Annotated in this window: 26 protein-coding genes; 12 read left to right on the top strand and 14 right to left on the bottom strand. The window is 53.4% G+C overall.

The window, feature by feature from the left end; translation table 11 throughout:
- Positions 1-68 precede the first annotated feature (68 nt).
- The 3 genes from MW898_RS25120 (at position 69) to MW898_RS25110 (ending at position 2,124) form a co-directional block, all read left to right on the top strand.
- Entirely contained in the window at positions 69-746 is a 678-nt protein-coding gene (locus MW898_RS25120; RefSeq protein ID WP_248911047.1) for a recombinase family protein, read from the top strand.
- Positions 747-793: 47 nt separating this feature from the next.
- Positions 794-1,273 carry a hypothetical protein gene (locus MW898_RS25115; protein ID WP_248911046.1) on the top strand — a complete coding sequence of 160 codons (480 nt, stop codon included), beginning with the start codon at positions 794-796 and terminating at the stop codon, positions 1,271-1,273.
- Positions 1,274-1,578: 305 nt separating this feature from the next.
- The gene (locus MW898_RS25110; protein WP_248911045.1) at positions 1,579-2,124 is read left to right on the top strand and encodes a hypothetical protein; all 546 of its coding nucleotides are present in this window, start codon (positions 1,579-1,581) and stop codon (positions 2,122-2,124) included.
- 6 nt (positions 2,125-2,130) lie between these two features.
- Here MW898_RS25110 and MW898_RS25105 read toward each other — a convergent pair whose 3' ends face one another.
- The 5 genes from MW898_RS25105 to MW898_RS25085 form a co-directional block, all read right to left on the bottom strand.
- Positions 2,131-2,895: a hypothetical protein gene (locus tag MW898_RS25105; RefSeq protein ID WP_248911044.1), complete on the bottom strand. Its 765-nt coding sequence runs from the start codon at positions 2,893-2,895 to the stop codon at positions 2,131-2,133.
- A gap of 145 nt (positions 2,896-3,040) precedes the next feature.
- Complete coding sequence (locus MW898_RS25100) at positions 3,041-3,235, bottom strand: hypothetical protein (RefSeq protein ID WP_248911043.1); 195 nt, start codon at positions 3,233-3,235, stop codon at positions 3,041-3,043.
- Positions 3,225-3,686, bottom strand: a complete 462-nt coding sequence (locus tag MW898_RS25095) for a hypothetical protein (protein WP_248911042.1) — start codon at positions 3,684-3,686, stop codon at positions 3,225-3,227. Before MW898_RS25095 ends, MW898_RS25100 begins: the two co-directional genes overlap by 11 nt.
- Positions 3,676-3,879, bottom strand: a complete 204-nt coding sequence (locus MW898_RS25090) for a hypothetical protein (RefSeq protein WP_248911041.1) — start codon at positions 3,877-3,879, stop codon at positions 3,676-3,678. The genes MW898_RS25095 and MW898_RS25090 overlap by 11 nt, the downstream gene beginning before the upstream one ends.
- A 66-nt stretch (positions 3,880-3,945) precedes the next feature.
- Complete coding sequence (locus MW898_RS25085) at positions 3,946-4,209, bottom strand: hypothetical protein (protein WP_248911040.1); 264 nt, start codon at positions 4,207-4,209, stop codon at positions 3,946-3,948.
- 374 nt (positions 4,210-4,583) lie between these two features.
- Between MW898_RS25085 and MW898_RS25080 the strand changes: the two genes are divergently transcribed.
- From MW898_RS25080 to MW898_RS25065, 4 genes are all read left to right on the top strand, one after another.
- Positions 4,584-5,411: a M14 family metallopeptidase gene (locus MW898_RS25080; protein WP_248911039.1), complete on the top strand. Its 828-nt coding sequence runs from the start codon at positions 4,584-4,586 to the stop codon at positions 5,409-5,411.
- On the top strand, positions 5,408-5,548 hold the full coding sequence (locus tag MW898_RS25075; protein WP_248911038.1) for a hypothetical protein: 141 nt from the start codon (positions 5,408-5,410) through the stop codon (positions 5,546-5,548). Before MW898_RS25080 ends, MW898_RS25075 begins: the two co-directional genes overlap by 4 nt.
- An 85-nt stretch (positions 5,549-5,633) precedes the next feature.
- Positions 5,634-5,834 carry a hypothetical protein gene (locus MW898_RS25070; protein ID WP_248911037.1) on the top strand — a complete coding sequence of 67 codons (201 nt, stop codon included), beginning with the start codon at positions 5,634-5,636 and terminating at the stop codon, positions 5,832-5,834.
- Between the two features lie 495 nt (positions 5,835-6,329).
- The gene (locus MW898_RS25065; RefSeq protein WP_248911036.1) at positions 6,330-6,965 is read left to right on the top strand and encodes a hypothetical protein; all 636 of its coding nucleotides are present in this window, start codon (positions 6,330-6,332) and stop codon (positions 6,963-6,965) included.
- Between the two features lie 99 nt (positions 6,966-7,064).
- On the opposite strand, the gene MW898_RS25060 is transcribed toward MW898_RS25065, so the two are convergent.
- Positions 7,065-7,403 (bottom strand): DUF6788 family protein, encoded by a 339-nt coding sequence (locus MW898_RS25060; RefSeq protein ID WP_248911035.1) that lies wholly within the window; start codon positions 7,401-7,403, stop codon positions 7,065-7,067.
- A gap of 363 nt (positions 7,404-7,766) precedes the next feature.
- Positions 7,767-8,471: a hypothetical protein gene (locus MW898_RS25055; protein WP_248911034.1), complete on the bottom strand. Its 705-nt coding sequence runs from the start codon at positions 8,469-8,471 to the stop codon at positions 7,767-7,769.
- A 271-nt stretch (positions 8,472-8,742) separates the two neighbouring features.
- Between MW898_RS25055 and MW898_RS25050 the strand changes: the two genes are divergently transcribed.
- Entirely contained in the window at positions 8,743-9,105 is a 363-nt protein-coding gene (locus MW898_RS25050) for a hypothetical protein (protein ID WP_248911033.1), read from the top strand.
- Positions 9,106-9,348: 243 nt separating this feature from the next.
- Here MW898_RS25050 and MW898_RS25045 read toward each other — a convergent pair whose 3' ends face one another.
- Positions 9,349-9,726, bottom strand: coding sequence for a hypothetical protein (locus MW898_RS25045; protein ID WP_248911032.1), 378 nt, complete (start codon positions 9,724-9,726; stop codon positions 9,349-9,351).
- 192 nt (positions 9,727-9,918) lie between these two features.
- On the opposite strand from MW898_RS25045, the gene MW898_RS25040 reads away from it, so the two are divergent.
- Genes MW898_RS25040 through MW898_RS25030 form a run of 3 tightly spaced genes read left to right on the top strand, consistent with a single transcriptional unit; the run spans position 9,919 to position 11,376 of the window.
- The gene (locus tag MW898_RS25040) at positions 9,919-10,290 is read left to right on the top strand and encodes a hypothetical protein (protein ID WP_248911031.1); all 372 of its coding nucleotides are present in this window, start codon (positions 9,919-9,921) and stop codon (positions 10,288-10,290) included.
- Positions 10,283-10,699, top strand: a complete 417-nt coding sequence (locus MW898_RS25035; RefSeq protein ID WP_248911030.1) for a hypothetical protein — start codon at positions 10,283-10,285, stop codon at positions 10,697-10,699. The genes MW898_RS25040 and MW898_RS25035 overlap by 8 nt, the downstream gene beginning before the upstream one ends.
- Positions 10,696-11,376, top strand: coding sequence for a hypothetical protein (locus MW898_RS25030; protein WP_248911029.1), 681 nt, complete (start codon positions 10,696-10,698; stop codon positions 11,374-11,376). The genes MW898_RS25035 and MW898_RS25030 overlap by 4 nt, the downstream gene beginning before the upstream one ends.
- Positions 11,377-11,745: 369 nt before the next feature.
- Here the strand turns inward: MW898_RS25030 and MW898_RS25025 are convergent, their stop codons facing one another.
- The 3 genes from MW898_RS25025 to MW898_RS25015 all read right to left on the bottom strand — a co-directional run bounded on the left by MW898_RS25025 (position 11,746) and on the right by MW898_RS25015 (position 13,805).
- Positions 11,746-12,000: a hypothetical protein gene (locus MW898_RS25025; RefSeq protein ID WP_248911028.1), complete on the bottom strand. Its 255-nt coding sequence runs from the start codon at positions 11,998-12,000 to the stop codon at positions 11,746-11,748.
- Between the two features lie 642 nt (positions 12,001-12,642).
- Positions 12,643-13,008, bottom strand: a complete 366-nt coding sequence (locus MW898_RS25020) for a hypothetical protein (RefSeq protein ID WP_248911027.1) — start codon at positions 13,006-13,008, stop codon at positions 12,643-12,645.
- A 2-nt stretch (positions 13,009-13,010) separates the two neighbouring features.
- The gene (locus MW898_RS25015) at positions 13,011-13,805 is read right to left on the bottom strand and encodes a hypothetical protein (protein WP_248911026.1); all 795 of its coding nucleotides are present in this window, start codon (positions 13,803-13,805) and stop codon (positions 13,011-13,013) included.
- 532 nt (positions 13,806-14,337) lie between these two features.
- On the opposite strand from MW898_RS25015, the gene MW898_RS25010 reads away from it, so the two are divergent.
- Positions 14,338-14,760, top strand: coding sequence for a hypothetical protein (locus tag MW898_RS25010; RefSeq protein WP_248911025.1), 423 nt, complete (start codon positions 14,338-14,340; stop codon positions 14,758-14,760).
- 2 nt (positions 14,761-14,762) lie between these two features.
- Here the strand turns inward: MW898_RS25010 and MW898_RS25005 are convergent, their stop codons facing one another.
- The 3 genes from MW898_RS25005 to MW898_RS24995 all read right to left on the bottom strand — a co-directional run.
- Complete coding sequence (locus MW898_RS25005; protein WP_248911024.1) at positions 14,763-18,683, bottom strand: DUF8128 domain-containing protein; 3,921 nt, start codon at positions 18,681-18,683, stop codon at positions 14,763-14,765.
- 83 nt (positions 18,684-18,766) lie between these two features.
- Entirely contained in the window at positions 18,767-22,015 is a 3,249-nt protein-coding gene (locus MW898_RS25000; protein ID WP_248911023.1) for a VirB4 family type IV secretion system protein, read from the bottom strand.
- Positions 22,016-22,287: 272 nt separating this feature from the next.
- On the bottom strand, positions 22,288-22,986 hold a 699-nt coding region (locus MW898_RS24995), incomplete at its 5' end, for a hypothetical protein (RefSeq protein WP_248911022.1).

Raw genomic sequence — 22,986 nt, 5'->3', positions numbered from 1 at the left:
TTCTGAGCAGTCTGCTCAAAAGGGGGGTGGTTTTAAGTCATTGGCGGGGGTGCCACAAAGTAGGACGAATGAGTGGAACAACTGCACTCTATTGTCGAGTATCGACAGCCAAACAGGATCTTTCACGACAGCGAAAGATTACCAGCGAGTATGCGACCGATCGACTCGGTGTGGAGCCAGCCGATATCGAGATGTTCGTCGACAAGCAGACTGGAACGAACACCAACCGGGAGGGCTACAGCGAGCTGATGGCCGCGATCGAGGACGGGAAGATCTCGCAGGTGATCGCGTCGGAGGTCAGCCGGATCTCCCGATCGGTGCGTGACTTCTCCGCGACCGTCGAGCGGATCGTGGACGAGAACGGGGTGGGACTGCACATTCTCGACATGGGGATTGCGCTCGATCCTGAAGACAGTGATCCCTACACGCGTGCGTTTCTGACCGTGGCTGCGACCTTTGCGGAGTTAGAGGCAGAGATCAAACGCGAGAACGTCCGCGAGGGGATCGCTGCGGCGCGCGAGCAGGGGGAATGGCACGGGCGGCCACCGTTCGGGTTCGATGTCGGCTCGGAGGGCTATCTCACCCCGAACGAAGACTACGAGACAGCGCTCGTCATCCTCGACGAACTCGATAAAGGGGCGAGCAAGCGGAGTCTCGCGCGATCGACCGATGTTGCTCGGGGCACAATTCAGAAGATCGAAAAGAACCGAGAGCGGTACACAACCAGTGAGAGATCTGCTGAATGATCCACAATCCGTAAGCAGCTGCTTACTGAAGAGTGAGGAGATATAGCATGGTTTCACCACACGAAGCGTGGACGGACACGGAACTTGGGTATGAGTATGAGGGTATATCGGTCAAAGTGCTGCCCTCGTATATCGAATCTTGGGAAACGGGAATATACGCGAAAGACGGAGTTGATCGTGACAACGCGAACGCATTCAGTGTCCACTATGATGAGGGTGCATATGGGGTTGCGAGACAACTAGTAGCGTTTAGTGACGAACGGACAGCGTGGGAGTTCGCTAACCTGTTCACTCGGTATTCAGCGTATCGACACGAATCTCCAACGTCGCCAGATCCCGAATTTGCATATCAGGAGCTCACTCGGTCGGACCCACATGACCCACAAAGCCAGTGGACCTCGCCCGCTATCGTTGAGGATCTTAGTGCTCGTGAAGTGCTAGAGAAGATGGCCGCTCGATACGCGTTTCGAGTTGAGTGGTTGATCCGCGATATCGACACTGCTGACACGAACAGAGACAATATTTGACATCGGCTATTCTTTATTGGATTGACACACTCCTTCTACACCGTTTCCGATGGTGGTCTCTGCCTCGATCGGCACCGAGCGCTGGCGGATTTAGCCTTATGTAACCCGTGGCTACAACCCATCCACCATCTATTACATAAGGTTCGAAGAAAATCGCAGCCAGTCGAGGTGTTGGAATTCATATAGCGACATATGATGTATAGGGATCTTTGGAGGCATCAGAGATCGCGGGCCCAGAGCCACACTTCGAAGCGGAGAAGGTGCAACCGACCACGCTTAACCGTCTTTGACCACTCATCAGTGGCATGACTGATCTAATTCGAGTGGAGTTGGCCGAAGCGCTCCATGCTGCAACGTTGGGGGAAGGGGTAGCGTGCGATTATCACCAGCGTCCGAAGGAGATCTCGACGGATGACTCAGTATTGCTCGAAGCAATGCGACTCGTCGATCATCCACAGCTCCAGATCGAGGAGTGGCCAGAGGATTGGGTGATCGATGCTGCTCGGTGCGTCGATCACGCCGTCGACGAGATCGTAGCCCCAACACGAGGCTTCGAGGAGGCGTTGATCAGCGTGTCGCTCACGGTCTCGAATGGCGTTGTGAGCGTCTCGATGCCCTCTCCTGATGATGTCTCCGTGCTTGCCTTCTCGCCTGCAACTGACGGCACGCATCCGATACTGATCGATCAGCAGCTCGTCGACGCGAGACAACCGAACGACCACGGAATCTTTCGCTGGACGCGAATCGCTGGGATGTTAGCTGCTGAGCCACCCGAGCCGCTCCGCGGACACATCGAGAACTTGATCGAGGGCTCACGAGAGGTGCCAGAGACCGTCGAGGAGATAGTCTGAGAATCGCTAGTCGTCGAGCGTAAACGATTCGAGGAAACGGGTTGCAGCCTTGTCGACCGTTGATGTCCATTCAATTGAGGCTGGCTCGGCGGGTGTCTCGTCCGAATGCGGATCATCTGCCGGAGAAACCTTGAACCCACTTCTGACGAGGCATACTCGTTCTTTGTCTTTCCAGATCAGAATCAATCCTTTGCTCCGATATTTTGGACCATCCATCACAGGAAGATGCCTCACGTCAAGTCGAAGCGCTCGATGACCTTGGTACGTGGTTTCGGTCTCGTCATAATACTTGATCGGCATCCCTCCTGTGAGAAACGTTTTCCATTTCGATATGGACATATAATCCGCTTGTTCCTGAACCTGAACGAAGATGTCTCCTAGCGATTCTTCGTCCCTGATTGAGATGCTATTGCGCCTCTCGTCAACAGTCCACGGTTCAGGATATGAAATTTGATAACCGTATTCTTCGCTCGAATACGTTGTGAGCGGTTTCAGGGGGACTGGTAGGTTAGGAGTCGGCGTTTCCGTAGATGTGGGCGTTTCCGTTGCCGTGGGTGTCTCCGTTGCTGTTGGTGTTTCTGTTGCTGTGGGCGTCGATGTTGCTGTTGGTGTGACCGTTTCTGTGGGCGTTGATGTTGCTGTAGCTGTCGTCTGTTGCTCCGTTCCTGCCTTCGATCGTGTCGCAGTCGGCGACTCTGCTGAAGGATCATCTTGATTTAAACAGCCAGAGAGCACTGCTGTTCCAATAACAGAAGTCTGTCCTATTTTCATCAAAAACTGTCGTCTATCTTGACCCATTGATTCGATCTCATTTCACTACCCCATTTTTCCTATGAAATAATTTATTCATATTATAAGTTAGTATAAGAATCAGACCGACTCACAGCAATTTTATTAGAGAATCAACAGATGGTTGTTATAATGGAATCTTACCCTCGAATGCTTCTTTCCCGTCAAGAACCATCCGCTCGCGCACTCTCCACGTGTCTCTGATCTTCGAGGCGATCGAACACTCCCACTGCTGACGGCTCCGGTCGTATCGACGCTCGACGCGCCAGACCGTCCCAGTTTTGTCCGTCCATTCGACGACTGTCTCGCGCTCAGGAGGCATCCTCGATCACCTCGATCGAGATCTCAAGCTCGTCCTCAATCTGTTTCATCAACTCGTTAATCCGGTCTCGGCGGCAGGACGAACACGGAACTCCCTGAGACAGCCGCTCATTCATCTTTCGACGAAGCTCCTCATAATTCGGATTCTCCGTGAATCCGGTCCATGCTCCCTCACACTTTTCGAGGTAGTGGCCTTCACAGAGGCTGTACACCTCGGCCTGATCGATCCATAGCAGCGTTTCGGCCTCAGGGAGATCATCCTCGTCGAGGCGGTCTTCGGCGAGATCACGAAGGACCTCCCGCCGTTTAGAATCGACGGTCATCTCGATAATGACCTCGTCCGTCTCGTCCCGTTCGTCTGGAGGTGGGACTTCTGTCTCTTCCCCAAAAACATCCGGATAGCAGTCTTCTATCGGTAGATCGACCTTGATGATTTCATTCTCACTTGTCATCGGTATCTTCCGGACATAGTGGACAGTCGTCGAGCGGTCGGTCGTCGTGACGCCCTGATCGGTGGGCTTCCTTGTCTGCCTTCTCCATTGCGTTTAGGAGGCCGCTGATGTGTTTCCGATCTTCAGAGACCTCTACACGGATCTCGTGCGATCCGTCTGCGCTCTCGAATCGATTAGTGTCGTTCGAAGTCATGTCTCGAACACACCTATATCTACGAAACCCATGTGCATAAACCTTCTGTCTATACGCAGAAGGTGGCTATTCGTCGTTTTCGCTAGGAAGCCACCACACAACTGTCCGTGATCCGATATCTTCACGCCGCAAGGTACCGTTTCCGTTCTTATCGTCCAATTTCCCCAACTTCACGCGGGCAGTCTCGGTCGAACATCCCAATGCCTCCGCCACATCAGTAGTCGTGATGAATGGCCGTTCTTGCTGTCTAAGCACGTCTAAGACTCGCTCTGGCGTGACTGTCTCGACGTACTCGCCGCCTTCTGCGCGCTCTCTATCTTCGTCTGTCATACGGTCCCTACAAGACTCGAATACATAAACCTCCTGCTCACTGGCAGAAGGGAAAGTTTTATCACTATCTGCCTATAAGCAGAAGGTAGAGGAAGTCAGTAAGCGTGGTTCTCAGGAGAATTGGAGAATCGCGCCGGGGTGTAGTAGCACCCTGACGCTGGCTTTCTCGTGAAGCATGTCAACTACGAAAGCCACCTCCACCAACGGAGGCACGACAGAAGAGTTCTACGGACAAGACACCTGCGACGTTTCCAGCGGAGGTGCGGGCGTATGAACGATTTCCGCACTTGCGATAACCCAAACTGCGGCACTGATGGCGTCGAGTGGGTCAACGGACAATATCTGTGCTGGTCACACGCAGAAGAGGCGAAGCTATGAACGTCGAGCAGTTGGGGGAGGGAGAACCGGAGCTTGCGATTGTCGGAGCCGTCCACGGAGATGAACCGTGTGGCGTCCACGCGATCGAGACGCTCCTCGAAGCGGACCCAGCCCTCAAGCGGCCGGTCAAGTGCATCACCGTCAACGAGCGTGCGCTCAGACAAGGCGTGCGCTACATCGAGCGGGATTTGAACCGGGTGTTCCCCGGTGATCGGAGCAGCGAGACGTACGAACCACGGCTCGCGGCGGCACTCCTCACGGAACTAGAGGACTGTACGACCCTCTCGATGCATTCGACGCAATCGCATGAGCAACCGTTTGCTCTCGTCGAGAAGGCTGGACCTCTCGCAGATTGGATCTGTCCGCAGCTTTCGCTTGACGCGGTGATCGAGGTCGGTGACGAATTTCAGAGCGCACTCGTCGCTCACACCGACTGCATCATCGAAGTCGAGTGTGGGAAGCAAGGATCTGAACAAGCCGCAGAGAACGCCACACAGCTCGTCTGGGAATTTCTTAGCGCGACTGGAGCGCTAGCCGAACGGAACGCTCCAGCGGGCGCAGTGCCAGTCTTCGAACTGCAACAGCAGATCCCGAAACCAGCTGGCGACTCTTATGAGATCGACGACGACGTCGAGAATTTCGAACGTGTCGAGGAAGGAACCACGTTTGCAACCGTCGACGGTCGGGAAATCGTCGCTAGCGATTCGTTTTATCCAGTGCTCATGTCTGCGCATGGGTACGGCCAGCGCTTCGGATTCGCGGCTGAACAGCGTGACGTGCTCACACCAGCGAGACCGCGTGTCGCAGCGGGAGGTGACCGATGAGCAACGATGTGAAGGAGGTTCTGACCGAGGACGGTCGGCACGTGTTCTATAGCACCGACGAAGACACCGACGAACCCGCAGACACAGGCGAGTGGGTCGCCAGCGACACCACTGTCTCCGGCAGCGATCAACAGTGAACAAGTTCTAAGCGCGGTTGGAGCAGGAGGGTTCGACTCCCTTCCCGCGTTTGGGTGGCGTCCATCCAAACCGCCAGTGAACAACATGACGACAAGCGACAAAGCAGACGAAGCGGTCGAGCGCATCGTATCGACAGGTAACATTCCGACGATCGACGATGGATATGAAAGAGAGCGGATTGTCCGGGGGTTGGAGGACTACGCGACGTATCCAGATTCGTCTGACATCGTCGTTGAGCGGGCTAAGAAAGCCATCGAGCAACTCACAGGCACGAAAGAGCAATGACGAAACGTCCATCAGAACCGACGATTATCAAAGATTGCCCAGACTGCGGATCGGGGTACACGGTGATGGGACGTGGTCACATCAGATGTACAGATGTGGCTGGCGAACGGAGGTTGGTTAGGGATAGAGCCACCTCTCCGTAGTCAAACCCACCATCTCGCAAAGACCGATCGTTAACCAAGACTCTCATTCACGTGGGACAACTAACGAGATCTTCGTCGACGGGCGATCAAGATACCCTCGTGTCATATTCTTTAAAAATACGGCGATGAAACCCCGATTTTCAGCCGTTTCAGATCCATTTGCCCTGAGAGGCCGAGAGAGACCGCACAATCGATTTGATTTTTCCGAGGGCAGCGGCCCGGAGTTTGTAATCAAATGGATTCTAAGAGGTCGATTTCTGGGGTAAATGCCGGTTACGTCGATTTCGTTGTCCGATCACGACGGATCTGTGACGCGGACGTTAAAATCACGGAGAGATATCGATCAGAGTGGATGTCTGATCCGAGAACATTCTACCGAATCTCGCTTGAGTATGAAGTTGCCGAATCAATCGCTGAGCAGCTCCCTCCAGATTTTGCAGCAGAAACAGACATCGAGTCACTTGCGGATGATCGGTTTTTGATCGATGAACCAGATCTAGTGCTCTTCCCAACCGTCGCTGTTCCCACTGAGGTCGATCCATCGACGCTGGAATCCCGTCTCGCACCCGTTGATCTGACCAAACCAGCAGAGATTGGAATCACTCGTGATCAAGTCGAGCAGTTTGGTGATGAAACGCATGTCCTAGTAACGATCCGTCCGGAATTCAATATCAAAAGGTTGCAATCTGAAGTGATCGAATACGTTCGAAGCGTTGACGGAGAGGTTGTGAACGATATAATCCCGACTATTGCCCGTCGAGACATCCCAGAAGCATATCTTACGGTCAATGATCTGAGTGCTCCAACAGCTCGACCTCGACGTGGCCTCGATCGCATTAAAAACCGACTCGCCGATGCGCTTAGGTCAGATGGAAACGCTATGGTACCGTTTGGAATCATCAGGTCTCATGCCTTTGTCCGGGCTGATAACCCGCTATTGAGGGTTTCAAAAATCGACGCTCCACCCAGTCCGGCAATCCTTCCGTGAGGCATTCTCTCGTTTCGGTTTCGGCGATTCGATTCCGACCTTATGTAATCTGTGGAGGGGTGTGTTCGGGCGCATCATTACATAAGGCGGAAGGGATACCTAGGCTTTTCCGAGATATTCCGATGTGAGTTTGCCTTTTCTGTAGAAATATCGATATTTATACGGGCCATGTAGCTCGTCGTCGGTCATACAGCTGCATGTCTCGTCTCCACACGTGACCATTTCCTTGACGACTGTTCCGTTTTTGCTGCTCTCGTCCTCGACCGGCTCAGCTCCGTCAGGGAGGTCATCAGGGTCGACCGGTCGTTGCTGCCACTCGATCAGCTCCTCGGCGTACGCGATCATGTCGGTGAGCGTCTCGCCGTCTTGTTTCTGCATTCCTTCTTCGAGATACTTCGGGAGTGAATCGGGAGCAGTCGGTGAGTTTTCGCTCGTCATCCTCAACCTTATGTAACATTCCTTGCTCCATAAAGGCACCGATGTTACATAAGGCCAGAGGCAATCGATAGCCTCTGAATCCCGAAGCAAATGAGAAAGAAAGTGTGAATCGACTCTATCTTTCAGTCGTTTCTTGGGGCAGTTCCCTCAAAACCACAATCCATACAAACTATTTTAACTTCGGTTTCTCCTACCCTGCCGCTCACTTTATTTGACAGACAATCCGGACATATGTGACCAGTGAGCTTCATAGGATTTTCCTATGGTTGCAGTCATCTCTCTTGCAGACTTCAACAGACAGGTCCGTTTTATGGATGGTAAGGACGGTTTGATGGTTGCACGCCGGACACCACGTCGTGGCCATCAGTCGCTCACCTCCACGATCTCTGGCTCGCTAACAAGCGTGTATCTGCCGTCTGGATCGTTGACTATCCCAGGGAATGTCTCACAGCTGATCTGTCGTTTTCCGTCTCCGTCAGCTGGCTCAAGCCGTACACATGCGACTTCGGTCCCATCATCAGCGAGATCAACCGGCTCAACTCGCTGTTCGAGTTTCCAGAGGGTGCCGGTCTTGTCTGTGAAGATCTGCCCTTCTTTGAGTTCCGTCAGGATTGGCTGGCCACCGTCGGCCATAACTGGCTGATTGGTGGCTCCTGCGCGCTCCTTGCTGTCTCGTCGGGCTTTCTGGAAGCAAGGGAAGCAAGGGAACGCTCCTTCAGATTCTGGCTCACCGTCTTCGATCGAGATTGCATCAGCACCGGGGCAATCCTCATCTCCGTGTTCGCACTCAGTGACATCCGACATGAGCGTCTCTGGCGTCTCAACGAGGAGTACGTGGAGAATATGCTTACAGAACTCGGCTGTGTCGGCACAGGAGCAGAATCTCCCATCCGGTCCATCGAGATCGACGGCGTAGGTCGATCCCGATCCGGAGTGCACTCGATACGTTTCGTCGCCGTGTTCCCCCTTTTCTGCATGGAGGAACTCGCTCAGTGCGCGTCCGATACGCGCGTCAACTTGTCCGTTCGATCCCTCAGCTTTTTCTACTGGCGTGTTTGATGTCTGCATGGCTTCGATCACCTTTGAGAAGCCCGGTCGGACGTGCTCGAACACGTCCCGGCCAAACTATTCCTGACCGGCGTCCCGCGCTTCCTATTTACATCTATGTCTGCCACCCACTTATAACTTTTGGTACGTACAAAGCTACGTGCATTGCCACCTACCAAAGACTATAAGTGGATGGCTCTCATGGGTATAGATAGGAAGTACGGGACACCACGCAGAAAGTGGTCAGGTGCTCAGAACACCCAACCGGGCTTCTCAAAGGAACTAGAAACCCATGACGTACTCAACGACGACAGAAGAAAAAGGCGAGGAATCGAGCGAGAAACAGGTAACAGATGTCGATTTCAATGCTCTGGCCATCGCCGGAGCATGGGAAGCAACAGAAAGCGTCCCAGTTTGCGTTGCGGTTGCCATCACCAATGAATTCACAGAACACACTGTGACCGCACAAGATGGCGAAGAATCGGACGGTGACGTTGTGTTCAAGGATGCGAGAATTCTCTTCGAGGAAAAGGCAGTCGGCGTATGCCCGCGCGAGATAGCCGAACAACACGCACAGATGTATGTTGAACTCGACCGACGCGATAAAGTCCTCGCCATTACTCCCGCACAAATCTTCGAAAACCAGCCGTTCTAAGGGGGGGAGCTTGTCGGTCTTGCTTACATCTAAAGAGTAAACCGATAGTTGACTCTCTAGGACATGGATATCTACTAGGTCCTTCGTCGTCCGGAGAAATGTCCCTCGCTAGTGTCGGTTCGAATCGTTATTCGTTGTCGCTATATCGCTTCAGTGATTCAAACAGGTACACTTCCTTGAGTTCGCTGTCTACTTGGATGGGTATGTAACCCAACCAAGCTCACTCTAACCCGATGTGATCAGCTAAACCTCCTCAACTGAAATAACGTTGTAGCAGTATGCCCCGTTGTGGGGATGCTCGTCTCCGATGAACTCCGACCGGGCGCGCACCCGGTGGGTCGCAACAGCTTCATCAGCAACCCCTTCAGCAGGGGTGTGGAAGTCGCATACCTTCTTATTCTTCCAATCGACCAGCGTATCTCCCTCAATATCCACGAAAATCGTTAGTGGACTTGGCCAAAACTCGCCGTCTTCGGGACGGTCCTCACGATCGAGTGAGTAACATTCATCGCATGACGGCAACCCCATAGAGACTAGTCGTTCGATACGATTGACTATTTCTTCAACGTGTTCGTCGGCCAATTCCTCGCCTTTTTCTGCTGTCGTGTTTGATGTCTGCATGGCTTCGATCACCTTTGAGAAGCCCGGTCGGACGTGCTCGAACACGTCCCGGCCAATTCATTCCTGACCGGCGTCCCGTGCTTCCTATCTACAACCATGAGCGCTATCCACTTATAACTTTTGGCAGGTGGCAATGTACATAACTTTGTACGTACCAAAGATTATAAGTGGGTGGCTCTCATAGGTATAGATATGGCACCTGAGCCAGACGAGAACGAACAATTCGAGGGACGACTAACGCTTGATGACGTATTGGCTGCATTCGACTCGGTAAATGAGCCAGTAGTTGTGACAAGCGATATAGCGGAAGAGATTGGACGAAGCCGAGAAAGCGCACGCCAAAAGCTGACTCGGCTATTCGATCAAGGTCGTATTCAAAGGCGGAAGCATGGGAATATGATCGTCTGGTGGCGACTTCCACCGGAGGAGGCTGAAGAGCGTCCTGAGCGACGACTACAACGCCTGAGTAAGGAGTTAGATGAGCCAATTGTCGTTGGGGAGCAAGTGTTTGAGGATGGAGATGTCCATTCAGTTCCTGAGGGAGAGGTGACGCCCGATGAGTAGAAACGCCGAGAAGCTGGCGCAGAGTTGGGATTCTTATTACGACCAAGGGTTGCTATCTCCACTTTCGTCTAGCGATGCTGTAGCAGTGTTGCGCACGGGGAACAAGCACACAGTCTTGCTACCGGACGGGTCCGAGAAGATCGTTCAGGGAGACTCGTGCACGTGTGGTCACGACCGTGAAGACGAGAAGACTGGGATGGGGACCGAAGCCCGTCAGGGGTGGAAAAACCGGCTGGCTGCATCCTGTGATCATCAGACGGCGGCGCTCCAAGCCGTCGACGTTGGAGGCGCATGTTCCGAATGCGGAACGCTTGCAGTCGAGCACCGGAATCACACCGACAGCGTTGGGAATATCGTGATGACTTCGTTCTCGTGTGCGGGGTGTGGCGCGTCGAGGAGGGAACGATGAGTGAAACGTCCGCAGAGACGGTCGAAACTGTTGCCACCCGTCTGGCGGCTAGTGGGCAGAGCGTCACCATCTGGATAGAGGGAGACACAGGAGCTACTCCTCGGCAGGGCAATGCACTATGTGCGCGCGTTGTAGCACTGCTGAAGCGAGAAACGGGAGCGACGGATGTTGTCTATAATCCGGAGGAGAGCGAGACGATCCCTCACGATCACACAGTGGTCTATACGATGGACCCGACCGTAACAGATGATGACTGGTGGCCGGTGCTGGCTGCCCTCGCTGGCGGACGGACTGTGCAACCGAACGTTGTCATCCACGCGGTCGCCGTTCCGAGAGAGCTTAAATCACTCATCGACGTGCGGATGACGGTTCCCGAGAGTGGTGGCATTGGACCGATTGTTAGGCATCGAACGGACGATACATCGGGCAGCGTTATCCATGAAGAAGAGATGGCGGGATTTGTTGGACGAACTAATCCACCCCGCCATAGTGATCGAGGCAGTTCAAAACCGACGAGCGACGTATCGATCGAGTGGGTTGATCGCTCCGATGCAGAGTGTGCTTACGAGCAGTGTGAGAGATCGCTAGAGACCATCGCGCATATTCACGTAGACGGGAGTGGAGAGGCGTTTTGCTCGGGCTCTCATGCCAGAAAAGCGCATAGAGCCGATACCTAACGGCGCTCACGTTCGCATCGGTTAACGAACCACCCACCGATCGTGTAGCACATCAACAGAGAATCTTTCTCAGAGATCATCAAACCCGTAATCCTGCGTAGAAATCAATCATCGCAAGTCCAAATAACAGAACCACGGCAAGTCCTAGCCCTGAACCGATCAGGACAGACAGATCAGCAGGCGGCAGGGTGTGACCTATTCCTGTGGCTCCTGTTGCAGTCACTGGTTCGCCAGTATTCATGTTGATGGCAGAGGGCATAGACAGGTTTCCGAACCCCCCGTATAGCCGCTGAACAACCAGAATGACGGCCGCAACACCACATTTCTCAAATCCATCCCGTACTCGTTTTTCAGCCAATACTGGCATAGTCACGTTTTAACGTGGGGTTCGACTCGTTCTGCCAGCGCTAGGTATGGTTTCTGTCCGTCAAACTGGGGTATCTCCTCAATCTGCTCCCGGTAGTCGCTATCGGAGAAGGATCGGTACAGATCATCGAGCGTGTAGTCCTGGGAACCGTACTGCATTGCGCAGATCGTCTGTCGAGCGATTTTATCCATACGTGATCCCCAGAAGTCGTCTGCTGCGAGCTGATTAATCCACTCATCAACGGTTTTTGATTCCATTGTTTGATCCATCGTCTCGTTATATATCTAGTTCTCCTATACATTATACTTTTCCACCGTCTTAGCCGGGTTATTTTCTCATATATACTATTCGTCATCTTCGGATCCTCGTCCGCCTGCTGGATGAACTCGATTGTCGTGAACAACCGAAGGAATTGGTGAGCAGAGAATACCCGACCGGCCAATTCACTTAGGTAGGCCTTCGATGCCATCGAGAAGGTGGCAGCCTTGAGTCAACGTTACCCGAAGATACTGATATAATCGAATGCGTCCGATCGATAACGGCGGTTTTTACTCTTATTCTTGCTTTATATGTTGTCCACTATTCAACAGCGCTGTCTCCTGCGTCCGAATTCTATAGAGGATAATAACACCATCCAGGATAGCACCTCCAGCCACGGCTCCCGCTAGGATCGCCCCCCATGTTGATCCCGAAGGAGTGGCTACGATAATGATAATTCCGATAGCACCGATCCCCATCAGCAAGTACGATTTGAGGCGCGCTCGTTCAGTCATTAGACAACACCTTGCAATTCGACGTTTCGAACTCTCCAGTCATTCATAGCTTACATTGTCCGACGAAACCTTATCGTTCTGGGTCACAGGGATATTCTCTCTATCTCAGACAACGTACAACATAGGTTACTCATCAGGTTCGGTTTCTTCGACAGCCCAGCGAACGTTTTCCTCAATTTGATCAGCGACGTATTCGGCAATCGCACTATCAACATCGTGGAGTGTCGAGCTGCTACTCGATCCGCTGCTCGATCTAATGGCAGTGAGCGGATGCTGACTGCTCCATTGGGTCGTTCCGGTCTCCGTGGTTCCATGTCCGGGTTCATTCGACCGACTGCCAACATCACTCTCATCACCGGTTTGGTGTTGATCTGCAACCGCTTGAACAGCATCGGCAACTGTTTGCTGTTCAGCACTCCGGTCGGTATCAGTTGGCCGTCGATCTTGATACTCGCTGCTACCATCATCGCTCGCGCCATACCTCCCACCCATAGTTAGGCCACCTCCGCGTTTCTCATCTCAGCTGTAGCATCCGTCTCCAGAGAGTCAGAAACAGCCTCAGTGAACTCGTTCCACTGCTGTTGCATCTCGGTGACACTCTGTTTTGTGGGAGCCATGTCCGAACGCCATGCCGTCTGACCGGCAGCAGCAACGACCGATTCCGGTACTCGTCTCAGGTAATTCGGTGACAGCAACCCGATTAAGAAGACCTCACGATCCTGTTCGGTGTTGACTGCTTCGAGATCGGCCACGAGTTCGTCGATCCGAATCCCGTTTCCTCCTGTGAAATACTGTGTGGCGTAGAAAGCACAATAGTCAGTGAATCCTGCTCGATCGAATACCTCATAGCAGACGGCCCGCTCCTCCGGTGTAACGCCTTTCACCAATGGAATGAGTCGGATATCGCTATCATTGTCACGTAACTGACGCTGCATCCAGAGAAGCCCCTCCATGCAATGCAAAACATTCCGAGTCCGGTCAGCAACGTCCTGTCGCTCGTAGGTGGAATAGTCTGCTGGAATATGGAAGTCGGGGTTGAATGCCTGAATACGTTCGAGTTCGTGCTCCCACGAGACCAGATTCAACTTTGTGTCTCGGATGGTCGTCGTGGTGATCACGCTCGTCTCCGCAGAAAAGTACGAATCAGCGGTTTCACCACGGCTCAACAAGGCGCGCATATCGGTGTACTTCAGCAGTGCGTAGGATGGTTCAACAGCCTTGAGAAACGCGCTGTAGCTGTGATACGGCTCGACACTCGGGATTGCACCACGTGGATAGGAATCAGCCATTTCAGTCAATCTCTACCTCCTACTGTGTCTTTCTTTCACCTCAAAACATATAGAACTATCGAAACAGCGGCGAATGACGCTCGGTCCCGGTGTGAGACCATCGCTTGTCAGGTGTGTCGTAGAGAGGGGTCTTCAGGCCGGTCGTGTGCAGGCCTGTCTGTCGGTGTGACGCGTCACGCCTGTGTGTCGGCCTGTCGTCGCTCTTGTGGCTCCCCAGTGTGTTGCAACATCGGGATGTCAACAGTCGTTGCTCAACTTGGGTGTCCAGTATTTCGTGACATCTTCAATATGTATTTCCTCGCTTCATCTGGGTGTCCCTCTGCTGTCGTCACATCGGGATGTCAGCAGTCGTCGCTTTACCTGGGTGTCCAGTATTTCGTTTGGTTGGGGACCGGGCCTGGCGGTCGCATTGTGCCTCCCCAAAATCATCCACCTACCATGGGGGGAGGCCCCCGGATGCGGGTTCCTCGGGATTAGATAGTAACTAGAAATTACCGGAAGTTTTTTGCCTGTCTTAGGACTATTTTGGAGTATGGCAAGTGCGGCTAAGTCAGGGACCTTTGATCAACTAATTGAGAGAATTGAGGGTACACCACGTGCGAGAATTATTAATGGATTAAGGTTCTATGGTGGTGAACATAATGCTAAGGAGCTACGCCGAGACGGGGACATCCCATCAGGAATATATCATTTTGAAGAGCTAGAAAAGAAGGGGCTAATTGAGAAGACTGGTGAAGAGTTCGCCGGTCGAGGCGGCACCTCAGCAACGTATCGCCTCACTAACCGTGGGCAAAAGATCGCAGACGAATTAGCGGATTCCTCAGGGAGGGTGACAGCGGCAGAGCTAGAGGAGGAAGTTGAGGAGCTACAGAATGAGCTTGAGAGACTCGGAAAACTCTATAATCAGTTGGCAGACCACGTTGAGAAGATCGATGAGCGGACGTTAGACGAATAGCATCAGAAGCGCTCGAACTTTCGAGGTTCGTGTTCTGACGCTGTATCGTCGTCTATATCGTCATCGCTGTCTGTTCTCTCAGTTGTTTCCTCTTCATCAGAGCTATCTTCGTCGGAGCTATGATCACCGACCGTGCGACCTGTTTCCGACGATATCTCATCCTGTTCGTCGTCATCAACGTCCGTCTCCGGCAGGTCACACAGCGGGATATTGTCGCGGTCATGCCGGTAAAGTTTGAGATCCAACGGCGTCAGCAATTGTCTCTCGTCGTTCTCATCCACCTCAGCTTCGGGAACCACGATGATATCCCACTCAGCAGCTGTCGGATCTCCTCCATCGAATTCGAACTCGGGAATCACAGGTGGATAGATTCGACACTCTCCACCGGACGGGTATGCAGACGGGTCGTTGTAAATATCGGCAGCCGAGTCAAACCGGGCGTGCTCGGTGCCGTCTGAACCCCGCAAGACATACTGGCCGGTCTGCTCGTCTTGAACCCAGACGTTATTGTCACCCTTTGGTCCGAGCCGAGTCATCTTCTCGCCCTCTATACTGAGTGCCGATGTCTTGGTGTAGAACCGTCGTTCACCGTCCACGTCATGGTCTGTGTAACAGTACGGGGTGCCCTCGGAAAGCGTATTATAGACATCTTCAGCCGCCTCTGGACGACAAAGGAACAGACACCGCCGGTCAGCGTTATGAGCCGCCGCGAGGTTAGTTATCGTCTGTGACGGCTGTGTTTTTCCAGTCGAATGTTCAGCCTCGATGTACGCCTCATGATCGCCTGCAAGACGGTGAAGGTCTGGATGATTCTCACGGTACTTCATTACTCGCTCGGCAATGACGCTGCGATCTTCGATGCCGTCAAGATAGAGCTGATCATCGAGCGTGGCCAGTGCATCGGGCATACTGTCGGCATCTTGGTCTAGAATATCGATGAGAAAACCAAGTTGCGTGAGTGGAACGTAGGCATCTTTCATTGTCAGCTGGTGATCTTTTCCGCCAGCGGTTGGGCTATCCCCTACATTCATGTAACCAGTGTCGAGGGCTTTGACCTGCCTCTCGCCGTCTTGTTTGCGGTAACTTAGATAGTCGTCTGGAACATGTTGAAGCACCTTCAGCCACGCTTGGTTTGCATTGGTGAGTGAGCCACCACCAGGGAGATAGCGCCGCAGTCGATCGAGTAATGTGCTAATGGTAACAAAGCCATGAGGATTCCCTAGCCGGATGGACTCGTCATCGATTGCCTCAAGCGTGCGGTTACGCCACGCATCGTCGGTCATGTCGAGATCATCAAGGGTTTTCCCAGCGAATGGCCCGTCGCCAGTGATCTCGTAGAAATGCGAATTAGATCGGAGTTCCTCTGGCGACTCGGGAACATCGCCGTAGCGTTCGACCGAGCGGCGTTTCATTCCCTCCACATCAACCTCGTAGTCGTCTCCATAGACCTCTTGACGGGCATCTCGACTTGGCGGAAAAGCATCGACTTTGTACGAATAGGTCAGATCTTCGTCGTCATTCGTCTGATAGTAGGTTCGTAACCAGAACTTGAATCGCCCGAGACTAGTAAGGTCGTCCGTATCCGTGAGCGAGTGGTGTGACATGATATACTCCGCATCATCGTCACCTGTTCCGAATGAGATTGCTGTGTCGACCTGATTTTGGAGGGCATTTTTAAGCTTTCCATAGAGTTGGTTCGTAGGAGCCTGACAAGCCAGCACCATCCGGAAGTCTTCTCCGCCAGCGATCGAGAGCATTTCGTGAACGTCAGTAAGTGGGGAGACGGCCTTATCGAACTCATCCCAGATGAGATAAAAGCGGGGTGCGTCGTCAATAGTCTGCTTGGCAGTGTAGAACCGTCTGACCAACGGAGTCAACATGAATTTGATCTCGGATTCGCCGAGATGAGGATCTAACCGCAGCACGCAGACCTTTCCCTCGCGCACGAAATCCTGAATGCTTGCAGTCGGATTCCGGGCGCAGAGGAAGTTCCGCAGCCCCGCGTGCTGTGTGAGTAAATATGTTCTACCCGCAAGAGGTTCGAGATCACGATCCTCTTTTTCAGCAATTTGTTCAGCAGCATCCTTGATAAAGGGCATCCGCTCGTCGCTGATCAACGACGAAAATTCACCAACCCCAGCAGCGGTACTCACCGCTGCTGCGACGTCTAGCGGTGTGCACGTTAGCCCAGACTTCGCCAATCCATTGATGACCGTCCGAGTGACACGTTCCATTACCGAACCCCAGTATTTGTCTGAGCCGCCAGCTTGCGCGAACGATGCCGACCAATCGTCAGCAAGCGTCTGCACTGCCGATTCGAACGCGTTCGATCCCGGTTCGGCGTCCGATGGGAGTTCTAAAAGGTTGAACCGTACACGCTTGTCGAATGCATCGCCAGTATCGATGAATACGAAGTCCTCCTCAGGGCGATCCTCCGGCCACTCTTCGATAAAGTCGTCAACGTCGTTCTCTTTGTCTTTGAGAATGACCAACGCGCCGTAGTCCCGGTCGAACACTTGTGAAGCAAAATTCCCCAGAGAGGTGGTTTTGCCTCTGCGGGTCCCGCCGGTCACAAGCATGTGAGCATTCAGATATTCTTCGTAGACACCGACCTCGGTGCCATTGCGGCGACCGAATCCAAAATAGAACGGGTCCCCAGGTCCCGTATTGTCAAGCATCGCTACCTGTTTTTCCATGCGAGAAGGATCATCGGAGAGACCGACCGCGTCGAAGTCAAAGCGGGGAGTGCCGACTGGAACACCGTCACCAGGTCGGGAAAGCGACCACTGGAGTCTGTTCGTCGTGACATCCTCAAACCTTGGAACGTTCAGGAGACCTGCGGCCTCGGCCTGTGTCTTGACGATACCGGTGTCTTCCCACTCTCGTGCACAAGCCCGTGTGAACTGAGTCTGGAGCGCGTCACCAGTTATTGGCTGGGGGATGAATGATTGTTCCGAACGGAATTCGTAATAATTCCGGAACATCCCGGCAGTGCGTTGGACGCGCCGAGCGGCTTCGTTCGGATCATCAGAGACAGCAAAGATACGGATAAAGAGATGCCACGCTTTACCGTCCTGTTCCTCAAGCATCGTCGCCACGTCTTTGTCACGTTTCGAGGGAGGATGCTTGATGTGTTCTGGCTGCGACCACGGCAGAGGGCGATGTGCCTCGATCGTTGGTTGGCGGAGCTGGTAGGTCAACTCCTGAACGGAGGGGGTGCCTTCGATTGGCGTCCCGACCGCCCCGCTATCCCAGTCACGATCTCCACGTCCGTCCTCAAGTCCCTCACCGTTAGCAACTCCCTGCAACCAACTCCGGCGTGCTGGCTGAAACATCAACTGGACAGCGACATTGGCATCGGAGGTACTGGTGGCTATATCGGAGTTGAGTGCTGCCCCACTAGCGGTTGTGGGTGTTCCGACGATCTCTTTCAAAATTGCGCCTATCGGATCTGACCGAAATCCATCGAGTGCAACGTTGTTGATCGGGTAGAGCGTGTACCGCCGGAGAGCGAGCGTTGCTCCAGCAAGATATTCCCCTGGCGTGACTTCAAGCAATCCTGCCTCACGTGGTTTGATCTCGGAGGCCGGGTACTTATCATCTAGTTGACGGGCGAAGGTATCGTAATCGTTCGCAGAGGGTACGTACTGAAGTGTGAGAACGCGCTCGGAAGGACCAGTAGTGCCCGTCTGAACAGGTCCATAACGGATTTCGGCTGCATGAGCAGGCGAGACGTTCTCTGTGACCCCGAATGGGTGACGTAACGAGCGTGAAGTCCGCGTTTGGACCTTATGCAACGAGGTGAGCACTTCGTCCATCGCTTCGATGCCCCCGTTCGCTTGGTAGGGGCGCACAACGATGGCACGTTCGCCACCGGGAAGAGCATCCGTCGCGCTCGCTGCAAGTGATTCGGTAACCTGCATCGGCTGATAAGCATCTATACTGGCGGTGCTGCTGGATCGGAAACGGTTGAGAATACCCATTTGTCTATGATGTGCGGTAGTCGTTAGTCGTCACTGTGAGCGCCATTACGAGCGAGAGCGGCGTCATACCAGCCATCGATCCGGTCACCCGATGCGTTCGTGAGTGCCGCGAGTTTATGCGCATCAGTTGAGAGGAGATCATCCCGAGTCTCGATGCCGTAATCCGATAACTGGTTCGCGGTATTGGCGTCGAGGCCGTCGATTGTCGTGATTCCTGCCGATTGATGTTCGACCGCTTCGTCAACCTCGTCAATCTCTTCAACCACATTGTCGGTATCGCTAATAGCCTCCTCGATCGCGTCGGTGACTGGGGAGGTCTCAGCTCGACATTCAATCCATCCCTGAAGGTCATCAAATTGCACGAGATAGGTCGAATAGTCGTTGTTCCGTCCTGGGGTCAGATCATTCTTCACAGCACGAATCTGAGGAGGTTCCATCCCGAATTTGCTTAGTGTTTCTGGATCGGTCTTTGGGGAGTAAAACGCTTGCATGGTTGCAGATTGTTCGAGAATCATCTGGCGCTTATTCTCTTGTTTGTCACTCGTCCCCGACATGCTCTTAACGAATTCCTCAGGAGATTGTGAGATCGACCACATGGCTGCCTCATAGCGTGCCCACCGACGAGCAGCCGACTGCAACCAGTCGACCGTCTCCTCCGTCTGGTAGAGCACGTGCGCTTCATCGATAGCAAAGATAGTCTTACCAGGAGTTCGCTTGATCTTCTCACTGATCTGTGATAGCGCTAGCTGGAGACCGATCGACTTTGCGGCTTTTGACGATTGACTCAGGTCTGGCATACTCAGATAGGCCATTTGCACATCATCGTCAAGCAGTGCGGTCGTCCCATCGCCACGGAGATGGTCATATCGACCACCGTCCATCATTTCAATCAGACTGTTGAAGAGGGCATCAACGCGATCCACACGCGCCGCTCGCTCACCTTCAGTGCCGTGGAAAGTGTGTTCGCCAGGATTCTTCCGAATCTCATAGAGCACGTTGAAGAAGTCATCATAGGTTGGCGAGGAACGGTGATGAGTATCGAGATCATCTGTGATACCAGCACGTTGATACGTTTCGGAGACGGCATAGCGCAAGAACCCATAGAGATCCGAGTCAATCGTTGCTGTCTGGGATAAGCCGACCCGAATAATGCTCATCGTCAGCTCCGTAATGAAGTCAATCTGGGCCGTTAGCGGCGCAAGCTTATCGTTAGCCTTGCGCCGCCGTTTCTTGGAAACCGGTTCGATGTGCCATGGATTGATGGGGTCATTTGCCCCGAGTACGATCTGTTCGCCGCCACAGACCTCCGTCAGACCCACAAACTCAGATTCTGTGTCGGCGACTATGAGCGTTCGGTCATCACGTCCGAGGAACCAATCTCCGAGTCGGTCATTCACGTACGTTGTTTTTCCACTTCTGGAAATACCTGTGGTGAACAGATGCGATGCCGTCCCTCCTTCGAAAAGATTGGCAACAACGGGCCGTTTCGTGCGCGTATCTCGTCCCCAATAGAGGCCATTCGACTCTGAGAAATCGTCAACACCGAACGGGAAGATCGCTCCGAACGCACCAGACAGCGCTAGATGGCGGCGGTCGCCGGTCGCCTCTGAGGAGAACATATCGTGACCTGCTGGAGATGCACTGGCAATGGCCGCACGTTGATTCGTCCCGCTCGCCACCAACGAACATCCGGTTGGATCGGCTTCAAGTGTGTTCCTGAGATCATCGCAGGCGTTATCGAGAGTTTCCCGATCTCCCGCACGCACAGAAACATAGCCATTCAGATACCACGCGTTCACCGACGTAGCGTGAAGTTGATGATAGGCACTCTGATAAGCATCCTCGGCAGATCCGATCGAAAGCGCACCGAATGACGATTCCTCAGCGCGGTTGATGGTCTCGGCACCGATATCGATTCCCTTGTCTTCAATTGCGTTCACTGCTGCCGAGCGATTAATCGGCTCAGCGTGGATTCGAACATCGATGTCAATGCCAGAATACGTGTACAAATTCTCAAGGAACATTGGTCCAGGTCGAACTGGCCAATTAGAGATCCAGAAAGTCCGGCAAAACGTCCCTGCCATTTCGACGGTATCCTTATCGACATCAAAATGACCGTCGGAAAGCATTCGCTCAGTGGGAGTTACCCCATCGCCGTCGAGATCACGTTTAAATGCCTGTTCTAGTAGTGAGTCAGTCCCGCCAAAAGCGGGTGATCCGTCGCCAGCATCACCGATTGTTGTCCCTCGATTCGTCCAAAAAGCACGAAGGACCTCAATATGCTCAGCTGAATCAGCGCGAGTCAGTTCCACATCCTCAACGCGCCCAATCGCCTGCTTGACAGAATCAACACGCCGAGCGAGAACATCATCGAGTGGCTCACCACCGGCATCGGTATCCGCTTCCGAATCCGGATTTGACTGTGTGTCATTGCTGCCTGCTTCTCGATCGAAGAGAGAAATAATCTGCTCACGAATTTCTTCGATACGCGCGATTATACTGTTTTCCGGAGTCAGCACCTCTGATTCAGAAGGACTGGCTTCAACGACGGCATAGTGCCGCCATTCATTGCCATCGTGTTTCTCATCCTGATCACGCAACCACTCAGCAGTCTCCTCAACGATTTCACGCTGATCAGTCGTCAGATTGTTCTGGAGGCTATCGACACGTTGCTCGCGCTCGATCGCGTGTGGATCGCTCGTAGCTGGACGCGTCGTCGAGTAGATTCCCCACCACATCTCATTAGGGCCGAGGATATCATCGACACCATTCGTGAGCTGGCCAGACAACCGCTGCATCACTCGTGCTGGCCGTCGATCGATATTGACACCTTCAATCGGTCCAACCAATGCGAGCCGACTCCCATCATGACGCGCGTAACTACCATCATCACAGACATGCCGCACTCCATGGAGTGCAGCGAGCTTTGCTGCTTCGTCCCCCCACGGCAATTCACGCTTGAGACGACGATACGAGAGATAATCCTCGGCGAGGCCACGTGGCGTTAAATACCACGCTTCAGAGAGTTCCTCTTCTATATGGATACCGAACACGACGAGCAGTGTCGCACTAACAGCAAGGAGTCCTCCAGCGACGGTATGGGCACCGAGGAGGAACGCAAACAGAGCGGCGGTAATCCCGACTGCTGCGGGAATGTACGCTGTCCATTCTCGCATGGTCTTCCCCCGGATAGACATCGATGTGTCGACTTGTGGAAGAATTAATTGACGACTATCCTGTTCCGGTCGGTCGGTTGAATTGGTGTCAGTCATGGTTGTGCTCCTCCTTGTTCCTATAATCCTTTGACCGGCCACTCACCCACCGATGCGGTGATTTTTCGAAGTTCTTGAATGGCACCGACTCGAACCGAGGCGCTCCGGCTGGAACACCGTCACCAAAGGATGAACGTGACTCCGAGTTGGTTATTGATCTATCTTCTACAGCCTGTTGCGAATGGGTCTCAGCTGTGTGCTCCCCAGAACAGTGATCGCTTGTGTGTTTGTCGGTCATTATGAATCAATGTTGTCAGAGGTTTGCTTGAGGTCTATTCCTCGTCTTGTTGGTCTCGGACATGTTCACGTCGCTGTTCACGTCGCTGGTGGCGAGACCGATCAACGAGTCTGTCTTTCCCTGCTTTTCCACGCTGTTTTGCCTCATTCCAACCAGATTTCGCACTCTTCTTAACTTTTTCACGGAGTGGTTCGACCGGTTTCGTCGGTCGTCTTCTCCGGTTACCTGGCAGGGATGCTCGCCATGACTGCTTTGCACCTTCCCAGTGAGCTTTTGCAGTGCGTCGAGCCTCAACAGCCACTGCAACTGCCGTCCCAACTTTCCCAGCTGCTGATTCCGCTTTTCCAACGGCGGTTTCGGTGCCTTCGACAGCGGTTCCAACTGCTCCGTCCGGCGTCCGGCCTGTGCTTCCCGTCTCTGCGGTCGTGCGTCTTCGAGAGGTCATGTTGGTCGATCCCTCATCTGGGAAAGTCGAAGAATCATTTTGACGATAGGATCGTTGTCGAATATCAGAAACACGACGAGCACGACTCCGGGCACGAGTTCCACCTGATTGTTCGACGTGTCCACCGTCAGTTACAGTCGTCGAGGCTGCACCAGATCCTGGGCGCGTTCGTGTTCTCAAGTTTCGACCCGCTCTTGTCGACTGTCCACGGGTTTGAAAGTCACCACTGCCGTTCAAATCGTAGTTATCGAATTCATCGTGGTGGTATCGACGGCCAGCAGCTCTCGC

This window comes from Halocatena marina, assembly GCF_023276375.1.
GTDB lineage: Archaea > Halobacteriota > Halobacteria > Halobacteriales > Haloarculaceae > Halocatena > Halocatena marina.
This window is presented reverse-complemented; position numbering and strand designations above follow the sequence as displayed.

What these genes read in the sequence shown, in the direction of transcription:
- MW898_RS25120 (WP_248911047.1), top strand. Translation starts at nt 69, where the DNA reads ATGAGTGGAACAACTGCACTCTATTGTCGAGTATCGACAGCCAAACAG.
- MW898_RS25115 (WP_248911046.1), top strand. Translation starts at nt 794, where the DNA reads ATGGTTTCACCACACGAAGCGTGGACGGACACGGAACTTGGGTATGAG.
- MW898_RS25110 (WP_248911045.1), top strand. Translation starts at nt 1,579, where the DNA reads ATGACTGATCTAATTCGAGTGGAGTTGGCCGAAGCGCTCCATGCTGCA.
- MW898_RS25105 (WP_248911044.1), bottom strand. Translation starts at nt 2,895, where the DNA reads ATGAAAATAGGACAGACTTCTGTTATTGGAACAGCAGTGCTCTCTGGC.
- MW898_RS25100 (WP_248911043.1), bottom strand. Translation starts at nt 3,235, where the DNA reads ATGCCTCCTGAGCGCGAGACAGTCGTCGAATGGACGGACAAAACTGGG.
- MW898_RS25095 (WP_248911042.1), bottom strand. Translation starts at nt 3,686, where the DNA reads ATGACAAGTGAGAATGAAATCATCAAGGTCGATCTACCGATAGAAGAC.
- MW898_RS25090 (WP_248911041.1), bottom strand. Translation starts at nt 3,879, where the DNA reads ATGACTTCGAACGACACTAATCGATTCGAGAGCGCAGACGGATCGCAC.
- MW898_RS25085 (WP_248911040.1), bottom strand. Translation starts at nt 4,209, where the DNA reads ATGACAGACGAAGATAGAGAGCGCGCAGAAGGCGGCGAGTACGTCGAG.
- MW898_RS25080 (WP_248911039.1), top strand. Translation starts at nt 4,584, where the DNA reads ATGAACGTCGAGCAGTTGGGGGAGGGAGAACCGGAGCTTGCGATTGTC.
- MW898_RS25075 (WP_248911038.1), top strand. Translation starts at nt 5,408, where the DNA reads ATGAGCAACGATGTGAAGGAGGTTCTGACCGAGGACGGTCGGCACGTG.
- MW898_RS25070 (WP_248911037.1), top strand. Translation starts at nt 5,634, where the DNA reads ATGACGACAAGCGACAAAGCAGACGAAGCGGTCGAGCGCATCGTATCG.
- MW898_RS25065 (WP_248911036.1), top strand. Translation starts at nt 6,330, where the DNA reads ATGTCTGATCCGAGAACATTCTACCGAATCTCGCTTGAGTATGAAGTT.
- MW898_RS25060 (WP_248911035.1), bottom strand. Translation starts at nt 7,403, where the DNA reads ATGACGAGCGAAAACTCACCGACTGCTCCCGATTCACTCCCGAAGTAT.
- MW898_RS25055 (WP_248911034.1), bottom strand. Translation starts at nt 8,471, where the DNA reads ATGCAGACATCAAACACGCCAGTAGAAAAAGCTGAGGGATCGAACGGA.
- MW898_RS25050 (WP_248911033.1), top strand. Translation starts at nt 8,743, where the DNA reads ATGACGTACTCAACGACGACAGAAGAAAAAGGCGAGGAATCGAGCGAG.
- MW898_RS25045 (WP_248911032.1), bottom strand. Translation starts at nt 9,726, where the DNA reads ATGCAGACATCAAACACGACAGCAGAAAAAGGCGAGGAATTGGCCGAC.
- MW898_RS25040 (WP_248911031.1), top strand. Translation starts at nt 9,919, where the DNA reads ATGGCACCTGAGCCAGACGAGAACGAACAATTCGAGGGACGACTAACG.
- MW898_RS25035 (WP_248911030.1), top strand. Translation starts at nt 10,283, where the DNA reads ATGAGTAGAAACGCCGAGAAGCTGGCGCAGAGTTGGGATTCTTATTAC.
- MW898_RS25030 (WP_248911029.1), top strand. Translation starts at nt 10,696, where the DNA reads ATGAGTGAAACGTCCGCAGAGACGGTCGAAACTGTTGCCACCCGTCTG.
- MW898_RS25025 (WP_248911028.1), bottom strand. Translation starts at nt 12,000, where the DNA reads ATGGAATCAAAAACCGTTGATGAGTGGATTAATCAGCTCGCAGCAGAC.
- MW898_RS25020 (WP_248911027.1), bottom strand. Translation starts at nt 13,008, where the DNA reads ATGGGTGGGAGGTATGGCGCGAGCGATGATGGTAGCAGCGAGTATCAA.
- MW898_RS25015 (WP_248911026.1), bottom strand. Translation starts at nt 13,805, where the DNA reads ATGGCTGATTCCTATCCACGTGGTGCAATCCCGAGTGTCGAGCCGTAT.
- MW898_RS25010 (WP_248911025.1), top strand. Translation starts at nt 14,338, where the DNA reads ATGGCAAGTGCGGCTAAGTCAGGGACCTTTGATCAACTAATTGAGAGA.
- MW898_RS25005 (WP_248911024.1), bottom strand. Translation starts at nt 18,683, where the DNA reads ATGCAGGTTACCGAATCACTTGCAGCGAGCGCGACGGATGCTCTTCCC.
- MW898_RS25000 (WP_248911023.1), bottom strand. Translation starts at nt 22,015, where the DNA reads ATGACTGACACCAATTCAACCGACCGACCGGAACAGGATAGTCGTCAA.